This window comes from Paenibacillus sp. Negev47, from assembly GCF_058313655.1.
Map to the genome: position 1 here is coordinate 5597782 of NZ_CM177754.1, position 20699 is coordinate 5618480.

General features: G+C 41.9%; 15 protein-coding genes and 1 pseudogene. 4 read left to right on the top strand and 12 right to left on the bottom strand.

Annotation, left to right across the window (positions count from 1 at the left end; genetic code table 11):
• Positions 1-62 precede the first annotated feature (62 nt).
• The 8 genes and pseudogenes from AC4G47_RS25255 to AC4G47_RS25290 all read right to left on the bottom strand — a co-directional run.
• A pseudogene (locus AC4G47_RS25255) lies at positions 63-1196 on the bottom strand (DUF2075 domain-containing protein); the annotation flags it as partial.
• A gap of 16 nt (positions 1197-1212) precedes the next feature.
• On the bottom strand, positions 1213-1917 hold the full coding sequence (locus AC4G47_RS25260) for a hypothetical protein (RefSeq protein ID WP_491103321.1): 705 nt from the start codon (positions 1915-1917) through the stop codon (positions 1213-1215).
• A 37-nt stretch (positions 1918-1954) separates the two neighbouring features.
• Complete coding sequence (locus AC4G47_RS25265; protein ID WP_491103323.1) at positions 1955-2776, bottom strand: hypothetical protein; 822 nt, start codon at positions 2774-2776, stop codon at positions 1955-1957.
• 56 nt (positions 2777-2832) lie between these two features.
• Positions 2833-5970: a DUF3427 domain-containing protein gene (locus AC4G47_RS25270; protein ID WP_491103324.1), complete on the bottom strand. Its 3138-nt coding sequence runs from the start codon at positions 5968-5970 to the stop codon at positions 2833-2835.
• A gap of 262 nt (positions 5971-6232) precedes the next feature.
• The gene (locus AC4G47_RS25275; protein WP_491103326.1) at positions 6233-6712 is read right to left on the bottom strand and encodes a hypothetical protein; all 480 of its coding nucleotides are present in this window, start codon (positions 6710-6712) and stop codon (positions 6233-6235) included.
• Positions 6713-6794: 82 nt separating this feature from the next.
• The gene (locus tag AC4G47_RS25280; protein ID WP_133386535.1) at positions 6795-7292 is read right to left on the bottom strand and encodes a hypothetical protein; all 498 of its coding nucleotides are present in this window, start codon (positions 7290-7292) and stop codon (positions 6795-6797) included.
• Between the two features lie 401 nt (positions 7293-7693).
• Positions 7694-8170, bottom strand: a complete 477-nt coding sequence (locus AC4G47_RS25285; protein ID WP_491103327.1) for a hypothetical protein — start codon at positions 8168-8170, stop codon at positions 7694-7696.
• Positions 8170-9360, bottom strand: a complete 1191-nt coding sequence (locus tag AC4G47_RS25290) for a WXG100 family type VII secretion target (protein ID WP_491103328.1) — start codon at positions 9358-9360, stop codon at positions 8170-8172. The genes AC4G47_RS25285 and AC4G47_RS25290 overlap by 1 nt, the downstream gene beginning before the upstream one ends.
• 578 nt (positions 9361-9938) lie before the next feature.
• Between AC4G47_RS25290 and AC4G47_RS25295 the strand changes: the two genes are divergently transcribed.
• From AC4G47_RS25295 to AC4G47_RS25305, 3 genes are read left to right on the top strand one after another with little or no spacing between them, the layout of a single operon-like run.
• Positions 9939-11036, top strand: coding sequence for an ABC transporter permease (locus tag AC4G47_RS25295; RefSeq protein WP_491103329.1), 1098 nt, complete (start codon positions 9939-9941; stop codon positions 11034-11036).
• A gap of 5 nt (positions 11037-11041) precedes the next feature.
• Positions 11042-12289 (top strand): FtsX-like permease family protein, encoded by a 1248-nt coding sequence (locus tag AC4G47_RS25300; RefSeq protein WP_491103331.1) that lies wholly within the window; start codon positions 11042-11044, stop codon positions 12287-12289.
• A complete protein-coding gene (locus AC4G47_RS25305; protein ID WP_491106792.1) occupies positions 12289-12984 on the top strand; it encodes an ABC transporter ATP-binding protein in 696 nt (231 codons plus the stop codon). Before AC4G47_RS25300 ends, AC4G47_RS25305 begins: the two co-directional genes overlap by 1 nt.
• Positions 12985-13643: 659 nt before the next feature.
• Here AC4G47_RS25305 and AC4G47_RS25310 read toward each other — a convergent pair.
• From AC4G47_RS25310 to AC4G47_RS25320, 3 genes are all read right to left on the bottom strand, one after another.
• Positions 13644-14108, bottom strand: coding sequence for a VOC family protein (locus AC4G47_RS25310; protein ID WP_458125422.1), 465 nt, complete (start codon positions 14106-14108; stop codon positions 13644-13646).
• Positions 14109-14169: 61 nt separating this feature from the next.
• Positions 14170-14658 carry a GyrI-like domain-containing protein gene (locus tag AC4G47_RS25315; protein WP_491103333.1) on the bottom strand — a complete coding sequence of 163 codons (489 nt, stop codon included), beginning with the start codon at positions 14656-14658 and terminating at the stop codon, positions 14170-14172.
• Positions 14659-15012 carry a VOC family protein gene (locus AC4G47_RS25320; protein ID WP_491103334.1) on the bottom strand — a complete coding sequence of 118 codons (354 nt, stop codon included), beginning with the start codon at positions 15010-15012 and terminating at the stop codon, positions 14659-14661.
• A 437-nt stretch (positions 15013-15449) separates the two neighbouring features.
• Between AC4G47_RS25320 and sstT the strand changes: the two genes are divergently transcribed.
• Positions 15450-16679, top strand: coding sequence for a serine/threonine transporter SstT (gene sstT / locus AC4G47_RS25325; protein WP_491103336.1), 1230 nt, complete (start codon positions 15450-15452; stop codon positions 16677-16679).
• 266 nt (positions 16680-16945) lie between these two features.
• Here the strand turns inward: sstT and AC4G47_RS25330 are convergent, their stop codons facing one another.
• The gene (locus AC4G47_RS25330; RefSeq protein ID WP_491103338.1) at positions 16946-20428 is read right to left on the bottom strand and encodes a glycoside hydrolase family 2 TIM barrel-domain containing protein; all 3483 of its coding nucleotides are present in this window, start codon (positions 20426-20428) and stop codon (positions 16946-16948) included.
• Between the last annotated feature and the right edge of the window lie 271 nt (positions 20429-20699).

Below are 20699 nucleotides of genomic sequence, written 5' to 3' on the forward strand. Positions count from 1 at the left end.
CTATCCGTCCATTTTATGGATTGATAGGGTTTCTCTCTACTTTGCACAGTCTATGGTGCACATTATTTTGAATTTGCTCTGCTGCATAAATAATTCATCAATTCTTTATCCCGACAGTAAACATAACAACCTTTCATACCCCGAGACATCAAGATTTTATAAATATTTTTGATAAGTTTTGTTAGTTCCTCATTTTTAAACTTAAGTCCTCGTTTTCCCATTCTATCTTTGTACTCCTCATAATCTGAATAAAGTTCCATTTTATCCGAATCATATTTTAGATCATTCCCTATAATTACGCCTACATAATCAAACTCAAGACCTTGAGACGTATGAACACATCCAATCTGGTCTATACCACTTTCATGGATAGCCCAAGTACTTGATATTGAACGAGCATTCCAAGGCATAGCAAAACGATGTTCTTCAATAGTTACATCCGGAATTTCCCCATTGCGATTACCTTCTTTATCAGCTGTCCAATTCCAAGCAAAACCTGCCAACATCCTCGCCTTATACCCCTGATCGTTTTTACTTTTGATTAGATCGTATACTTCGTTAGGCGTGTCTACTAATTTAAATTCAAAAGAATCTTGATCCCAACCATCGAAATTAGCGGTGGGACAAATCTGTAAGGCATCATCAACCCAATTCAAAAATCCTTCTGCTCCAGAACAACGGAACTGTGCTGCTAGTGAATATTCATGCACTTCCGAATCATATAGGACAGCTAAACGTTTAATCTCGTCTATAGAACCTATATCTTCAGGACGAATACGTTGAAAATCATCTATGAAAAACACATTCACTTTAGATGCCTTTATGATATCTTCGATCTGATTCTCCCCAAGATATTGATATGCTCCTTTACCTTTTAATCGATGCGCCTCATCCACAACAAGAACGTCGTACATATTAGCTGGCTCTTTGTAAAACTGACTTGATCCCGTAAATAACATCTTTGTCCTAGTCTTGTTTCTAGCTTGTCGCTGGGTCAAGGTCTCTACCATCACCGTTCGAAATGAAGCATTCGGGGCAATAAATTTCACATTCAATTTATTTTTAAGCAAGCCACCAAGTGCATTCATAGATATTACTGATTTGCCTGTTCCAGGCCCACCTTGCACAATAATGGTTCTTTTTACATCTGTTTGTTTGGCAAGGCTCATAATGGCCTCATACGCAACCTTCTGCTCATCAAGTAAAACAAAATCAGAGTTTCCTTAACCCATCAATATGATCGATTAGCTTCTTGGAAGGACGAATCTTACCGTTCTCAATTAAATAAAGTAAATTAACTCCATTCCCTTGACCTACATGCCTTTTCAGAAAATCTTGAAGTTTAGATGAATCATCAGCTAGAAACAAAGGAGCTTCACGGATGATATCCTGATATTGATTATATTGGAGAGGGTCAGGCTGAACTTTTCTGTAATTATGTAGATATGCACATGAGTATCCGTTAATATCTTTAGAGTATACAGCCTCATTCATATCACTCAGATACTGTTTGTATGACCATGCTTGATATGAAGGATGCGGTGTCTCTCTTGTTCTACCTCCAATAAAGGCCCTTACAACATCCTCACGATCCATAGCCTCTACTGCATCCCATTGTTTTAACTCAACGATCACAAAGTTATCATTCCTCTGTTCATCCTTACCTGCAATGATAAAATCTATTCGTTTACTCGTAGAAGGAATGTTGTACTCAATTAATATCCCGCAGTCATCTGCTACCTTCGAATTACGGATGATTTTCTCCATAAACTGCATAGAGTTGTTCCAAGCTCGTACTTCCCCTTGATTGGGTCTTTTTCCCATACCTTTAATAAATGCTTCTTCAATCTGAACTGTAATTTGATTGTTATCAACCGATTCTCGAAAAGCTAATGCGTTACTGCTGTAGATAATCATGATGCACCGCCTGTAATAGAATTAATTCATCTAATTTTTATATGTGATATTCTATTGATTCTTCTCCGTTTCTCAATAATCTTAAAAAATAAATTTTTTCAGAGAGTATCTCTGATCGTTGTTTTGTTCGGAATACTGTCGCTTCCTCAATATGCAACTCATTTCCAAGTAAAAAATACTCATTATCAATAGGATAATAGATATACCATGTTATATTGTCCTGAGCCTTAATGTAAAAACACTCCTCAGAGTATTTATTATATTTCTTCAATAGTTGCGTTGCTGTCTGAATTGTCAAAGCAACAAAACAAATATTCACGAAGGTAATGGTTAAAAGAATAGCTATAATAGAATCTAACAACTGTTCAATTATATTAAAGTTTATAGACAATTGACTTTCTAAAATTGTCGCAACTAAAAAACCAGGTATAAATGAGAACAAACATCCAATATGAAAAATAAAGATTATGGATACCACGATAAATTTATTGGCTTTTGGAAGTAATCTATCAAAAACATCTATCTTAAAATAAGATATATAAATTAGAACAACATAACTAGTAATAGTTCCCCAAAGAATACAGTAGACGATGGACGAACTAATTTTAATTTCGTAAAAGAAAACAATTATAAGGCAACTACACAAAACAGAAAAAATAAAATTCATGAAAAATTTAAACATTCTAACATATAACTTCTTTTCTTTAGTGAAGAATAATTGCTCGATTTTAGTAGACGTTACAGTAGTTATTAGTTGATTTTTTCTTATAAAAGCAACTAAAGTTCCAATGAAAACAATTATACTGCCCAGACCACTAATTTTTGATATTATTGACCATTCCCCAATTTGACTCCACACTTTCTTACAGCTCCATTCCAACTTATAATAATATAACTTATATTTTCAAAAAATCTTCAAACAATACACTTATTCGCCACCGCAACCATCTTCGCAGGCATCTCTTCCCGCAGTCGCCATACAAAGCTCATAGGTTTGTTTCCTTCATGACTCACATAATCCGCTTCGCCCAGAAACACAAATGGAGACGTATAGCCATGCTCTTCCTTATACTCCCGCACGAACAGTACGATCCGGTTGCCTGTCTCGCGGTGATGGATATACCGCTGCGCGGTAGCCGTATGCTCTGACACCCGGCTCTGAGTCTGCCAATGGAATAAACGCTCGTTAATCGCATAATCCTCGTACAGTGTGGATGGTGAGAAATCTTTGTCCGATTTGTTCAGTGTAATGAAGAAGATATCCGTCTGTTCATCTGCAAAATACTTCACGCCTTCACGGAAGGCAGGTGATTGCTGGGCATTCCAGTAACCGAAGGCGGCAAGCACTTGGTCGATGGAGTACATACAGTGGATATCCAGTGGACAAGTGTACGGGAACGAGTTGCTTTTATCCACAAATCGCAGATGAGCCAGATTATATTTAAAAATATCCACAAGCTCTGCTCGGAATACCCCACAAGACAGCACACGCTGCACACCCTCTTCAATGCTGCTCAGTCCTAGTTTCTCAGGCGCGGCCCGATGGAAGGTGTAATAGAACTTAATCAACATGCGCCGTTCATCGGCGGTCGTTGGTTCTTTACCTTTTTCAATGTAGTCAATTAGGAACGTCAGCCAGCTTCGGGAGTTGATCGTCAGCACAGACGGCAGTCTGCGGATGTACTCTTCGTGTTCACCTTCAATGAGGGCTGTTAATCCAGCTTCGGCCAACATGCCACGGAAATACCTTTTACCTGTACGTCCACCATACAATTCATATAGTGCCATCCCGTGATGCTCTACAAAATGAGCCAAGGTCAGCGGCAGTCCGGTGTCTTGCTGGAACGTTTGTAGCTTCTGGATCAACGCTCTGCGATTACGGCTCATTTGCTTCAAGTTGCGCATGATGTATTCCTTCGCTTGCTTTTCCAATTGAATGAACGTGCCGCGAGGCAGGTTCGAGAAGCCGTTCTCGACGTAGTGCGAGATGGAATGTTTGGTAGCGCCGATCAGAGCACGGAACTTATCCTGGAACCTGTACTCCTGATGCGCTTGCCCGATGAAGTCGAGCACGGTCAGGCACTCTTTGCCATCCGCCATCCGTAGTCCACGTCCCAACTGTTGCAGGAATACAGTCAGACTCTCGGTAGGGCGCAGGAACAGGATGGTGTTCACCTCAGGGATATCCACGCCCTCATTGTACAGATCAACGACAAAGATCATGCGCAGTTCCCCGTTCACCAGCTGTCCTTTCGCAGAATGACGTTCCTGTTCGCTCGACCCGCCATGCAGGGCTATGGATGGAATGCCGGCATCGATAAATATTTTTGCCATATACAACGCATGATCCACCCCTACGCAGAAACCAAGCCCCCTCACATCGTCCAGATCGGTTACGTATTTGTTCAGACTTTGGATGATCTGGTTGGCACGGATTTTGTTATGAGTGTAGATCTTTTCCAGTTCGTTCAAGTCATAGCCTTTACGCGACCACTTCACCTGAGATAGATCGACAGTATCGGTGACGCCAAAATATTGAAACGGACTCAGCAGCTTCCGGTCAATTGCATCGGTTAGACGGATCTCGGCGGCAATCGTATGATCAAAGTAGGCGCTAATGTCTTTGCCATCCATACGTTCCGGCGTTGCAGTGAGTCCTAGCAAAATCTTAGGTTCATAATGGGATAACAGCTTCTGGTACGAAGGAGCAGCGGCATGGTGGAATTCATCCACAATGATGTAATCGTAATAGTCTGAGCTGGTGATCTCCGTCAGCTTCATGGAGTTAAGACTCTGAATACTAACAAACAGGTGATCCAGCGCCTCCGCTCGGTGATTCCCGACATGCAGCTCACCAAAGTTCATATCCTTCAGGATATACCGGAATGTGTCCCGGCTTTGCTTCAAAATTTCTTCCCGGTGGGCAACAAAAAGCAACTTGGTTCCCGCATGGCTGGCCCGGAACCGCTTGTAGTCAAAAGCAGAGATAACGGTTTTACCAACGCCTGTGGCGGCAACGATCAGGTTGCGGGTTCGTCCATACAGCGTACGCTCGGCGTCCAGCTGTTCCAGCACTTCCTTTTGATAATCGTAAGGCTGGATGTCGAGGTGAAAGTGGTTTGACGAATCTTTTTTGCGATTCAGAGCCGCCTTCAACTGCGCCTCATGCCCTTCATCCTCAGCTACATATCGCGTAAATTCGCGGTCATTCCAGTAACTCTCGAAGGTCGCTTCAATCTTGCGCAGCACGTCGAGTGAATCCTTCTCCGTCACCTTGAGGTTCCACTCCATACCACTGGTCAGCGCCGGGTTGGACAGGTTAGAGGAGCCGACATAGGCTGTCGTGAATCCAGTATCACGGTGGAAAATGTACGTTTTGGCGTGCAGCCGAGTCACTTTGGTATCATACGAAATCTGGATTTCCGTGTTAGGTAATTTGCTAAGTTCAGTAATGGCCTTAAGGTCGGTTGCTTCCATGTATGTAGTTGTGATGATCCGCAGCTTTCCACCGCCCGCGGTAAATTGCTGAAGCTGTTCAAGAAGCAAGCGAAGCCCGCTGAACTTGATAAATGACACCAACCAGTCGATCCGATCGGCGGTCACGATCTCCTTTTGCAGCTCCAGTAACATACTCGGTTCGGACTTCGCACCTGTGAATAAAGAGCTTTGGGAGATCGGCGTATCTGGACGAACGATTTTGGTATCCCGGACCGCACGAATGCTGTTCAGCTTGGAATACACATGGGTCAGCACTTCCCCCTGCTCATCCAGTTGCAATTCGTTGTATTCTTCTTCCCCAAGCGTGCCTTTCAGGGTAGCAATAATCTCATTACACGTTCTGATCTGCGCCAACACTGCTGTCTTATCCTCCGTTTGTTCCCGTACAATCTTAAGCGCTCGCCGTGTCACCGCCGCCAAATACGTGGACAGCAGCTTACGTGCTTCCTCTACATCCAGCTTCTCAGTCCCAATGTTGTACACATCTGGGTCCAGCGCCGAAATCTCCTGTCTGGTGATAGTGTTAATAAGCTGTTCATATATGCCTTGTTTCATGAATGTACCTCGTGTGGGTGTAGGATGGTTGTGGATCGTTCTCTATGTATATGGTGAGCTAAAAATTACTTCTTCTATATTATCGACCAACCTGTGGAAGATTTCATTAGTTGTTTTGATTTCATAGGAAAAAGCACCTCTACTTGTGGTCTGGTAGAAGTGCTTAATGATATGACTTTAAATCATGCATAGATATGTGCAACTCATACCATCTTTTCACTTTATCAATTAGGATTATAAGTTAGTATGACAGTCTTCTCTCTTAAATTGAAAATAAGGTTATCATCTTATCTTTAATAGAGATTGATAAGTAATTGCTTGTTTTTTGAGTTTGAATATCAACACACAGACTAGTTATCTCCTTTTGAAGTACCAAAAGCGCGGCTGGCATAACAAAAATATTCATCTTCTTTATATTCTGATCCTCATCATCAATTTCAATCTCAATTCTCTTTATATCGTCGTCAGAACGCAAAATATCACCTAGATAATAGACAATATTGTCTTCTCTAGCCTCCTTAACTACTTTTTCTCCTATTAACCCTAAGAGAACTTGATAATTCGGATCGCCGTCTTTAAATATATTAATTAACTCAATGATTAGGTCATTCAGAGAAATGTTTCTTAATTTCTCTTCCATCCTCTCTCTTGAATCATCTAGAAACCACGATTCGAGGTCCACTGGTGTATCATCTATTATCCCCGGAACATAGGGCTTAGTGTAAAGAAAATCTTTATTCATGTTTAACCTACCTTTTAGTTCAAGCAACTCTACTTTTCGTCTGGTAGAAATGACTATATAACTTTAATCTTAACTTTGTTTGTTACGTTTCATTTGAATCAAGCTTTGGGTTCTTATAGCACCAATCTGGGTGATACGGTAACGATTTTAATTTCTTCATATCTTCCCAACTGTAGACCCAATCATAATCTGTGACCCAAAAATAATCTTCGGGGTTTAGCTTGAGATATTCGTAAATAAAATTAAAAATAAGTTCTTGAACGCCGTATATTTCCTCAATGCAACCAACTTTGCAAATTTTTCTATTTTGTTCTAATCCAACATCCTCATTATAGTAAAATTCTATACTCGGATTATCTGTTGCATCTACGTAATATATAAATGAACATCCGTTTTCTTTAACCAATTTATGACTAATATTCATTGTAGTAGATAGAAATTGACCATCCATTGAATAATTTTTACTGTTGTAAAAGTTGAGCATTGCATCAGCATTAAATGCTGCAACTATTGAATCAGCCAATAGTTTTTCAGTTGTATATTTTCTGTGATCCATTAAGATATATGCTGAAGTTCCCATTAATTTATTATCCCCTTTAGCTCTTCTAATGAGTTAACAATTGTTACTCCTTGCTTTCTAATGTCTTCTAGCATCTTGGCATTCTCTGGTCTCAAATTTATCAATGGTTTATCAATGTAAAGGACTACCTTCTTTTGTTCTGGATAAAAAAAGAAATCGTGGTTTTCATTTATTATATTGGATACGCTTCCTGTGCTTGTTTTCCTTATATAGTCGCAATTCAGGTGTATCACCGTCTATCATAGTTAATGAAATATTCACTGTGTTCAGAGTAACCCCAAAATTAAATTCACCAAACATATTTTTTCTCCTTTTTAAGGTTTTAATGTTGTTTTGGTTTCATAGAAAAAGCACTTCTACTTATAGTCTGGTAGAAGTGCCTGAATCTTAATTATTGTGTTTCACTTAAATGTTTTTGGATCTATATAGCACCAATCATTATCGTAGGATGCTTTTATCTTTTTCATATCATCCAAGTTATAAAACCAATCTTCCTCAATCCATACTTTTGCATCCGGAAATTCATTCAAGAATAAAAAAAGGAATTTAAATAACAAATCTTCATTATCATCAAAATCACCAGATACTACTGTTTTGAAGTAATCTATTTCTGGAGAGCCCCATTCAAAATTAACAAGTTTATATGGGTATGGTTCATCCGCTATCCCAAAACATAGTTGTCTGTCATAGCTATCTTTTAAGGGAATATCACTAATGCAAAACTCGCAATATTTTAATTTCAAGTCATCATCGATCTTTTTCAAGTCATGACTATGAAATAATCCTTCCCTGTTACATAACTCATCTAGACGGTGTATTAATTTATTTATTTCAACACTTTCTCCACTTCTAAATACAATAGCTGCTGATGTCCCCATTATTTCAATACTCCTCCTAATTCATCTAATGAATTTACAACAATAACACCTGAATCTTTCAGAGAATCTATATTCTCTTTTACGTATTTATTCGTCAAATCAATTGGCTTGTCAATGTAAACAATAACTTCTTTCATATCATGATTGAAAAACTTAGCATTGCCTGAATTAATATACTTATCTATCTGTTCCATGTCTAAGGCAGCTGTAGACTTTTTCACTTCAATAATTTGTTTACTAGTAACAACATCTAAATCTCCTGCAACCTCATTCTTTGTAATATTGTTTGCTTTCAATGCAAATCCAAGCACTTCAATTCTTTGTTGAACATACTCCCCTACCCTTCCCTCAAGGGCTCTACCTGGATTAGGACTTTTTAACGAACTTTCGATTGCGTTTGGTATATTTTTAGGATTTTGTTCAATCCAACTAATCCTATTTCCTGATGGATTAGTGAACTCAACTTCTATCCCTTTATTTGTTCTAATCTTTACAGGTTCATTGAGTGTGGAAGCTCCCTCTCTTTTACCACCAGACCCACCCGACCCAATGTCGTCCTTCGAACGAAAAGCTTTGCCAAACAAAACATACGCCAGGGCCTGCCCCGTCATCGCTCCACCATAATAACCCATTCCATCCTGATCGATCTGTTTCTTCTGCTCATCCACAAATTGCTCTATATCAGACCTCGCCGTTCCCGTGCCCCAGGCGGTATCCCATGCAAACTGAATTCCACGCCCAACGTCAACAACTTTGCCCACTGTCATGGCATATGCAAGACTGGTTACCGTACTGAACGGTTGATAGATGAGAGCCTCAGCCGTCTGTCCCATTCCAGTGATCGTTTCTCCAACGGATGTATTGAGCAGTCCAACTAGGAAGCCTCGTTTCAGCTCTTCCGGAATCTGTAGAGCAACCTCGCCTGAGCCATCCGTTGTTCTGAAGTTCATTGCAATAAACGTAAACTCTTTCTGGATTTCGTCCAATAGCCCGAGTGTAGTCGGGAACACTTCTTTTACCTGCATAAAATCCCAGAAGAAACGCTCTCCTGTCACACCAGACCAATCGGATTGCAACATATAGATGGATTTCTCCAGTTCTCTGACCATTCGATCGAGTTCCAATTTCTTCTGCTGGACCAATCGAGCTTTTTCGTCCAACACATCGGGATGTACCTGAATACGTTGCATTCGATCTTCACCGCCAACCTGACCATAGTAGTTATACCTAAATTTTAACAAGTGAAGAAGTCGATTGGAATCAACCGGAGGATTCATTTTCTCGTTAAAGATTCAGTAAGCAGGAAACATTCATTAGCCAGATATTTTGCGTGTTCGTGCACTTTAAATTCGATGGATGTACATCACATATAGACCAGCAAGTAAGACGTATATCACCCTCTATGAGTGTTCATCAAATTCAATAAGGAAAATGGGACTCTTACTTCTCCCCTTGTCCGAAACTGCTTGTAGTCAAAAGTTTCGATCCAAACCTCATCCTCGGATACATAATTGTAAAATTTATGTAAAATTATTGTTTTTATCCTTCTATGGAGTTATCATTTGTGGATGCGGTCAAGTAACTCTTCTCATGACTACTGATGGAGCTGCAACTAGCGGTACTTCTTGGCATGATTGGGTTAGCGCAGTGGATGAAGCAAACCGCACTAAAAGCATTAATTCCCGCTGATCCTTCTTTATTTTAATCATATCCGAAACGTGAATAAGGCTGATACCTTATTCACGTTTTCCTTACTCTGGAGGAAAATATGCGACTCATCTTTAACGAAATCTGGATTAACAAAAAGATTTTTGCAATGCTGTTTCTCGGATTTGTATTAACCATATTACCGATCCTCATTGCTCTTTCCACTCAAGAATACTATGACAAGATTTTCTACTATTCCAAGAACGGAAAATACGAACATTACTACTCAGTAACTTTGACAAATATGACTCAAGTGAACTATAGCTCACTACAAGCTATCGCCAAATCAAGCAAGCCAGATACAAGTGTGATCACCCAAAACATGTCCATATTTCATCCTGAGTTAGGTAATGTTCAAGTCGTTGGAATGTTGAATCATAACTGGTCACCTCCATTATTAGAAGGTACCAAGATATCTTCCGATACAGCCAATGAGGTAATGACAGGAAGTATGATATCGAAACAACCTGGCACCCTAGAGCTATTCGATAAAACATACAATATCACGGGAATTGCAGGAGACAACGCTGGAAAAGAGTCCATATCGGTATTCAACTATACGATATTCACATCTCTTGAGGGATTGCCGGAAGGTATAAAACGCGAAATAGAACAACAGAAATCAATTGGACTTCTTTTCAGATCAGATCAAGACCCCACAAAAGAGATTCAGCAGTTTATTACAAAGGCACAGAGCATTACTCCTGAGGTTAGAGCAACGATTGAGGATATAACCAAATCTTACGAAGAAGACAAAAAATCAAGGGCGGGCGTAAACGAAGTATTAAGTTATCCTTATAAACTTTTTATCATTTCGCTCATTAACTGTATAAATATAAGCTATCTGTGGATTTACTTGAAGCGAAAAGAAATCGCTTTGCGTAAAGCTTTGGGAGCTAGCCATTTGCAACTGATGATGCACCTTTTCAGTCAACTACTTATGTGCGCATTAGTCGCATCCGGCTTCTCATTTTTGATTCAATGGGCTCTCAGTCTTATCAGTCTCGCTATCATTGATGCCACAAGTTACGATGTGCAATTGAATTTCATGCATATTATTCTTGGCACATTCATCACCCTTATTACAGCAGTCATTACTGCAATAATTCCGCTTCTGCTCATTCTTAGAACAGAACCTGCGCAAGCCTTAAAGGAGTAGACCCAATGTATAGAATCAGAGATGCGCTCAGAGCTTTGAAAAACAGATGGGTGATATCCATACTTTTGCTAATCCAGTTTACATATGGTTTGTCCACCATCACCGGAAGCAGCAATATCTATTTGAATCTGTATGACATGAACTTCAATTCTCTGTTAGATCTCAAAAGCACCTATATCGTTGTACCTGCAAAAGGAAGTGCTACTGCTGAAAAGCTATCCGAGGAACAAGTAGAGAAAATATATCATCAATTGGAACAGCATTCTAACGTCATCTCACTAGGCACATATGTTGAAGATATTTTACTACTGGACACGTCCCTGAATCCTGACCGAAAATTAGTTGATCAGCTGATTAGAAGCTCTATGACATCGGGATTGAACGAACCCTTTATTACTGGAATCATGATTGATGAGCAATATAACGAACTGCTCAATCATCAATTTTCAGCCAGCACGGGCTTCACTTCGCAGGATTTCGAAAAATTTAGTCAAGAGCACATGCCGATATTGGTCGGTTCCTTCTTCAAGTCGTATTATAACCTCGGCGACCTCATCAATGGTAAATACAAAATTGTCGGCTTCTTGCCTGACAAATACCTGGTGCATAACAACACGTCCAACGTCTACTTGAAGCTGGACAAAGCATTCATAATGCCTATGCCTGTAGATCGTTACCATAGTAATGACGCCATCGCATCGAGATTACAGCAGACCACCATCCTCACATTGAAACCTGATTCCAATGTAGAGGAATTAAGTAACATCTTCAGTTCTAACCAAGTTAATCTGACTCTGAAGAATTTGGGTGCATCGGTGCAACAAAGTATCGAACAAAATATTTACCTCGAAACATTTCAGACTGTGCTTGGAATAGCTTTTGTTATGTTCTCCATCACTGGAATCGCGGTAACTACGATCGTCTCGCTGATGATTCGCAAAAGAGAATTTGGCATCAAACTCGCTTTGGGTGAACGTCCTTTAGGCATATTAGGTCAGATTACGATTGAAAATATCCTGATCGGGGTTATTGGCTTCGGGTTGTCTCTAATCCATTTTCAATGGAAATATAGAGAACTGCTCCAGATCTCCAAAGAGATCAATATGCTTAGTCCGTTAGACTTCAAATTAGATGGTTCCATTCTGTTCATCATTTTTATCATCTTTAGTTTCATTATCGCCGTTTCCAGTTTCATCATCTATTTATATATTCGAAAACAGGATGTAAAATCACTCATCGGAGGCATGGAATGATGGAACTTATTCAATTAAAAAACATCACCAAAGCGTATCGCCGCCAATCCCCTGACGCCCCTGCCCTGGAAGATATCAATCTTACTATACACCGCGGGGAGTTGATTGCCATCATGGGACCCTCAGGCTCGGGTAAAAGTACCTTACTTAATATACTGGGGTTTATGGATCAACCTACCGAAGGAGAATATCTTTTTGACGCTCAACCTCTGCAACGGATCTCGTCTCGTCATATTCATAGGACAAGAAATCAAATGGTTGGATTTGTTTTTCAACATTTTGCCCTGCTCAAAGATTACACAGTTCAGGATAATGTTATACTGCCGCTGACCTTTCGAAAAGGAAAACATAAAGACAGAGTAGCCAAAGCCACACATTATCTTGAAAAAGTCGGGTTAGCATCGCATCGACTCAAGAAGGCAAATGAACTATCTGGGGGCCAGCAACAGAGGGTAGCCATCGCCAGAGCCTTGGTGGGAGACCCTGAATTGATCCTGGCCGATGAGCCCACTGGAAATTTGGATCGAAGAACCGGTGAAGAAATAATGGACCTCCTGCAACAATTACACCATGAAGGCAGAACGATTATCATCGTGACGCATGATGATGAGGTTGCCAAGCGATGCGACCGAATCATTAAATTAGTTGACGGAAAAATCCTTACTGACCAGAATAAGTGCCCACACCAGTCTTAAAACGAATGATGGGCCGAATACAATCGGAGAATTACCATTAGAGTTCAATTGTTCCATAACGGTTTACATTAAATATTTACGCCAATCGCATCAAGAACAAAATACTAAAAAGAGCCGTTAACCCACAAACTACATATCATAGCGAGTGGTTAAACGGCTCATTGGTGCGTTGTCTCTTATTGATCAAAAGCTCATTTGTCGAGATATATGACTCTGAACTAAAAATGTATCATTATCTCTCAATTGTTAGTTTCTTTTACATGTGCCTAGGATCTACATAGCACCAATCATTATTGTAGGATGCCTTTATCTTTTTCTATATCTTCCAAATTGTAGAACCACTCATCTTCAATCCATACTCTTGCATCGGGAATTCACTCAGAAACGCAAAAAGGAATTTAAATAATTAATCCTCATTTTCATCAAAGTCATCAGAAACAATATCTTTTTTCAAATCTTTAAATCTCCAAGGTATATCAGATCCTAAGGAATCACTTATCATACTGGCGAACTCTAGTGTCTTTTCCTCGTTAATATCCAATACAACCATATTAAATTCATACATATAAAGCGTTATCTGTAATTCAGTTGAAAGTATGCGTCTGATGCAATTCAAGGGTTACGTTTAGATTAGGGATGCTTAGTCTGCTTAGCTTCGCCTATCTATTCACATTGCGATCTCTCATTGCACCCAAAACAATGTTGTAATGATCTGGATCTTGGATATATACGTTGATGAATTCCCAATCACCATGAGACTCACTGATTGGTTGGAACGGGATTATCCCGCCCTTGCTCCGTATGTCTTCAACGAGTTCATCGAGATCATCCCAACGTACATGAATATACGTATCCCATCCATAATCAGGGCCTTCCCACTCCGTTGGGTAATCTGTATGTTTCATCGAGGGTTTATTTGGACGTACATCTTCAGGAGATTTGGCTTGCTGAAGAATAACGATCATCCCATCCCGTTCTGCATGACCCCAACCATCGACCTTGCATCCAAGAACATCACGATAGTATTCCTTTGACCTCTCCAAGTTAGAAACCAGTCGAACCTGAATCGTTTTACCAAGCTCCAATTGACGTTCATCGATACTGCTGGCTAGCAGATTATCCAAACCTCATCCCTCCAACTATTCAAATATTGGATTAATCACTTGAATCCCCATCTTGAACGAATCACCTTTTTCTAATGGGAAAATGCAACTTGAAGTCGGCTGTCCTTCTCTCCAATCCGAAGTATAGCCCGTTGTACAGCTCAAATCCATAGGATCCTGATAGTTCATATTCGGATTGGTTAATCCAATTAAACAGGATGTCGTAAGCCTCGCCAGCTTGGTCGATATCCCCTTTATACTCGTACGCAGCATATAGTCCTGCCGGAATATCATAACTGACCAGATCACCTGTTGAGCTTTGGTCTTGCCTTACTTCCACCCCAGCGATCCATTTGAATAAATCCGTATCCGGTTTGTAGTTGGGTGGATCAATAAATACGCCATAAGTCATTGGCAAGCCTATGGGATCAGGCACTTCATTTTTTCTTTCATTGAATGACTGTTGTAACTTCGGAATGATCATTTGTTCTTTTGTATCCTTAAGAAGCGTCTCCACCATTAGCCCGATAATTCTAGTTTTTTTTCTGTGTATGATCTCTACAGAAATCATCTACTTACATACCATTAAAACATTTCCATAGGGATCTCTGATATTAAACCAATGATTATTTTGAATTGCGGTGATGACTTCCACATTTTGAGCTTGTAGAAGTTCATATGATTTCTCGATGTCGTCTGATGCCAGTTGGATCACAGGAACGTTATGTATGCTTTCCGATGAATAAATCTTGCTGTCGAGTATAATATTCGTTCCTCCTTCCATTGGCAGGACGTAGATATGCCCGAAGAAAATCTCGCCATCAGATGGCAACCCGAGCAATTGACAATACCAATCCCTTGCAGTTTCGATGTTACTTACCGGAATAAATACGCCTCTAACCTGGTTCAGCACTGACTTTACCATGCACTTTTGTCTCCATTCCATTTAGGATTTCGATTTTACAACCGGGGCCCCCTTTGAAAACTGCAGCTTGAAAAAAGGGGACATTTGAGGGTTAATAACATTCAAATATATTCCAATACTGGGGTATACCCATATCTTACCTCCTCTTGTCCATGAGCACAAGTGTTCTTATCAAAACAATGAAGGAAGAATATCTTTCCTTCCCACAAAGCTGGGTTCATGCGCATCGCCTCGGGTCAATTCACCCCCGGGATATTCTTTTCGCCATTGATTATGCCACTTTTCCTTTAGCATGAAGGGCAGAGGTATGGAAACAGACAGTAAGATATTCCCATATCACACAAGAGACAAATTCCGTGATAAACTAACGCTATGCTCCATTACAGCACCGATGCGTTGCTTGATAAGAATTTATATTGAAACTCGGAGGAATATGGATGAGAACGGCATTAATGAAATGGAACCGAATGAGTCTTATTAAACGAATTTTACTAGGAATTGTCTTGGGGGTTGTCTTGGCCCTGATCGTGCCCGGTGCAACAGGAATTGCACTTTTCGGTTCCTTATTTGTCTCAGCATTGAAGGCGGTTGCCCCAATCTTGGTGTTACTTTTGGTAATGGCCGCTATATCCAATCATCGAAAAGGTGTCCAAACCAATATGAAAAGGATTATCGTCCTTTACGTTATTAGTACCTTGCTGGCTGGGCTGCTCGCGGTTGCGGCAAGTTTCCTGTTTCCAGTTACATTGACTTTGGTATCAGGCGTGCAAGAATTGACTCCACCTGATGGCATTGTTGAGGTCCTGAAGAGCTTGTTATTGAAGTTGGTTGATAATCCGGTAAGTGCACTGATGAACGCTAATTATATCGGTATTCTGGCTTGGGCGGTACTGCTTGGTGTTGCTCTCAAAAGCTCCAGTGATAGCACCAAAAACCTGATTACTCAATTCTCGGAAGCTGTATCGAAGATTGTGAACTGGGTAATCCAGTTTGCACCGTTCGGGATTATGGGTCTTATTTTTGACTCCATTACAACAAGCGGACTTTCGTCTTTGTTGGGTTACGGCAAATTACTTTCTGTTCTTGTTGGATGTATGGTGTTTACCGCGCTTGTTATGAATCCACTAATCGTGTATCTGAATATTCGTAAGAACCCGTACCCTCTCGTCATGCAGTGCTTAAGAGAAAGCGGGATTACGGCATTCTTTACACGAAGTTCTGCGGCGAACATTCCAGTCAATATGAGATTGTGTGAAAAGTTAGGATTGAACAAGGATACATATTCGGTATCCATCCCGTTGGGCGCTACGATTAATATGGCGGGGGCAGCCGTTACCGTATCGGTCTTATCCCTTGCGGCCGTTCATACGATGGGCATTCAAGTGGATTTTGGAACAGCGTTGATTCTCAGCGTGTTGTCCGCTGTAGCCGCTACAGGCGCCTCGGGTGTGGCAGGTGGCTCTCTTCTTCTTATTCCTATGGCATGCAGCTTGTTCGGCATATCGAATGATATTGCGATGCAGGTTGTTGGGGTTGGCTTCATCATCGGAGTGTTGCAAGACTCATTTGAAACGTCCCTGAATTCATCCTCGGATGTCTTGTTTACCGCTACAGCAGAATACGCTAAGAAACGTAAAGAAGGTAAGAAAACAGCAGTTCAGCTTTAAACCAACAGCAGTTGGCCTACCATATCCCCTCCTGGTTACAGTGAAAAAAGATCGCATGATAATATGTGATCAACACCGTAGACCCGAGGGGATTTCTTCATTACAACGTAAAATGGAACAATAACTTCTGCAACATTTTTCTCCATAGAAGAAAGGCATGAGCGCTCCGTTTTCTTGCATCAGCGATACACATTATTAAAAATCCCCATCAAGTAACCACATGTTCTGAACGAACACCGTTTACTTGAAGGGGATTGATCTGTACTCTACTTCTCGAATCGGAACCAGCCGAAATCAAACTGACTGCCCGGCAGGAAGATAAAGCTTACTTTCTGTACATCTGTCACTTGCTCAAGCTCAAACACCCGTTCCTCATATCCACCCGACTGCGTGAACTCAACTAGTTGATTGCTCTGTCCGTCCGCACCTGCAAAGCGAATATGAATCGTATTCTTATCAATCGGTGAATGGCCGTAGATCACGAGCTTCGATGTGCCTTCTGCCGTAAAGTCCATGTTTTCAAACTCTAGCGACACATTGTTCCCGATACCTTCAACACGGTCACCCTCAATTTTGAACGTATCTCCATAGAGATGGTCACAGGATGCAGCAGCGTTCTGTTCAAAGGCGCGGCTCTGGCGCTCGAAGGAGAAGCCTTTAATATGAATCTTCTGCTTCAGCACAAAACAGATCGAAGTGATCCCGCTAAGACGTTTGGACAATTGGTATGTCTCTTCCTGGTACACATTCCAAATGGACTCTTTGTCATACACTACATCTGCGATCATCGTACTTCCTTCTTCATCCGGCATACCTTCCCAGATCTGAATGAAGTAGTCCTCCGTGGACAACGTAAAGATTGGAATGGTAATCGTATCGGAGCCATACGGCCCAAAGTCAATATTGCGGAAGCCTACGTGCGTCTCTCCGTCGCGACTTGTCGCTACCCCACGCTCATTGCCGTTACCAACCTCACCTTTGGTGTAATCGTACAGTCCGCCCGTGATGAACCCGTATGGATCTTTGTAAGCTGTGCCGAGACCGTCCGCCTTGAATTCCAGCTGGGAGATGAGTTTCGTTTTATCCGTACCGTTGGTACTGGTTGCGCGAAGCCGGAACTCCCCGTCTCCAATAGCTGATACCTTCACCGTATGTTGATGTTCACTGTTGTCGCCCGTTTCTGCTTGAACAGCTTCCACTTTAGCAATGTTAGACTCGATCCCAGCATCATTCACAACAGCCCACTCGATATCGCGGTAAGAAGTGTTCTCCGGATACAGCTTGGCGGTTACGACCAACTCTGGGTTGGACGGATCGAGCAACTGTCCTGCTTTACTGATGATCTCAATTTTCCGCAAAGGAATCTCCTGAGCATTCCCCGTTAGCACCGGACGTTCTTCATTGTTCATGAAGACAGGTTGTACTTGTTTCTCATCATTAAGTTCAGCCGCCACAACTAGAGATTCAAATTCAGCCGTAGCTCCTTCCAACCCTTCGGAAGAAACTTCAATCCGCACCGTTCCAGGTTCATTTGTCGCTCCGATAATGGCCATCAGCTTACCGCTGAACAGTCTTCTGCTCAATCCTTTGTATGGATCATAGTCCGTGCTGTCCCCGTTATCCAGACCCAGCAATCGTCCTGCACCACTCACCTGAACTTGCACGCGGTTGTTCGCATTGTGCACCGGATTACCCGCTTCATCTTCCACATCAATTTCTACAAAAATGAGGTCTGTACCATTCGCTTGTAGTTGCTCCCGATCCGCTTGCAGACGAATTTTCTTTGCATCGGTATAGGATCTTTGCACATCAGTTGCAATGATCTGCCCGTGCTCATCGTAAGCGATCGCTTTCAGCTCGCCCTCTTCGTATGGCACTTTCCACCAGCCAGACAGCTGTGTTCCATTGGCATGATCGATATCGTACGTACCAATGGTTTTACCATTGAGTTGCAGTTCAATCTTCGGCGCGTTGCTGCAAACGCGTACATCAATGATCTGACCCGGGCTGAAATCCCAATAAGGGAACAGGTGCACCATCGGACTTTTCTTATAATCCGTCCAAGCCGCTTGGTAGATGTAATAGGAGTCTTTCGGGAACGTTGCGGTATCCAGCTGTCCAAAATACGAATTCTTCGTATGATACGGTGTCGGCTCTCCAATATAATCGAATCCAGTCCACAGGAACTGACCCAGCGAATACGGTGTATCCCGCTCTGCCAAAATACAGTATTCTGCCGACTTCGCGCCCCAACTGGTCGTACTGTTACCCAAAGCCGAACACTGCTCATCATCATCTGCCAGAATCGGCTGTTCGAATGGGAAGTGATAGACACCACGACTCTGTACCACAGAAGACGTTTCACTACCATAGATGATCCAGTCTGGATGCTCCTCATGATGTTTGTCGTAATACTTTTCCGCGTAGTTGTAGCCTGCCAGCTTCACGATATCCGCGCATTTTTGTGCATTTTCCCATGGCATGTAGTTCGAACCAATCGTCACGCCCGCATTGCCTTTCGGATCAAATTCCAGCACATAATCCATCAGCATCCGGGTTACTTCCTGTCCACGCTCATCCGCATGCGTATCGTAGATTTCGTTCCCGATACTCCACATGATCAGACTGGCATGGTTACGGTCGCGCTTCACCCAACTCTTCACATCCGTATGCACCCACTCCGGGAAAAATCTCGCATAATCGTATGGCGTTTTCGCACGTTCCCACATATCGAAGGCTTCAGATACAACCAGCATACCCATCTCATCCGCAAGTTCCATGAACTCTTTGGCAGGCATATTATGCGCGGTGCGGATGGCGTTAACGCCCATTTCTTTGAGCAAAACGAATCTTCTACGCAGTGCCGTCAGGTTAAATGCCGCTCCCAGCGCCCCAAGATCGTGGTGTTCACACACACCGTTCAGCTTCATCTTGACCCCGTTCAGGTGGAACCCTTCATTGGCATCCAGCTTGATATCCCGGAATCCAATGCGCTGTGATACCGACTCCACTGTCCGATGTTCCTGATCATCCGAGGTCAATCGCAGCTCTGTCACCAGTTCATACAGATGCGGTGCATCCGGGCTCCACAGGTTAGGATTCACAACAATAAGCTGTTGGCTATCTGTCGCTACGACCGCATTTTCAACCACCGAAGCCGTAACATTCGCTTGGCTGGATGCCACCACCTGACCTTCATACAAGATCGTATGCACCAGCTCTGCCTGCTGATTCTGTTCCAGGTTTAGCTCGGTATCCACTTCCACCTGCCAGCCATCCGGCTGTTGCTGAATAGATACATACGTTCCATCCGTAACAATATGGTTACGGTCTCTCGTTTTCAGCCAAACATGGCGATAGATTCCGGCTCCGGAATACCATCTGCTGTTCGGACTCTGATGCACTACTTTGACCACAATCTCATTGTCGCCTTCCACCAGTGCATTCGTGATCTCATGTTCAAAAGCAGAATATCCATACTTCCACTCCCCAACCAGCTGCCCGTTCACATACACCGAAGAGTCCATGTATACACCATCAAAACAGAGCAAAAGCTGCTGCTCATCCTTCGTGTAGTGGAACGTCTTGCGGTACCATCCAATGCTGTCTTCATACAGTTCAAGCGTATTATATATCAGCCAATCATGGGGAAGTTCCACAGGTTCATATACCAGACCCGCAGGTTCCGTAACATCCAGCTTGCTTTTCGCAAATTGCCATCCATCATTAAAAAGCCTCTTCTGATTCATGGTAGATTCTCACTTTCTTCAAGTAAATTATGATTACGGTTACAACCTAAATATCACTTTTTACGAAAACCTTTTCGGAAATAATCAAGTACCACTGTAACACATAACCCGATTATACCACCAGTCTCTTCCCTGTACCTCCATTTCATAAGATTTTTTAGCCATAATGATGAACATTTTATTCCACCAAGCATCGGACGCTCGATAACAACAAACCAAAAAGGCAACCCGCTAAATGGGCCACCTTCTATATTTGTCCTATAGCACGCCA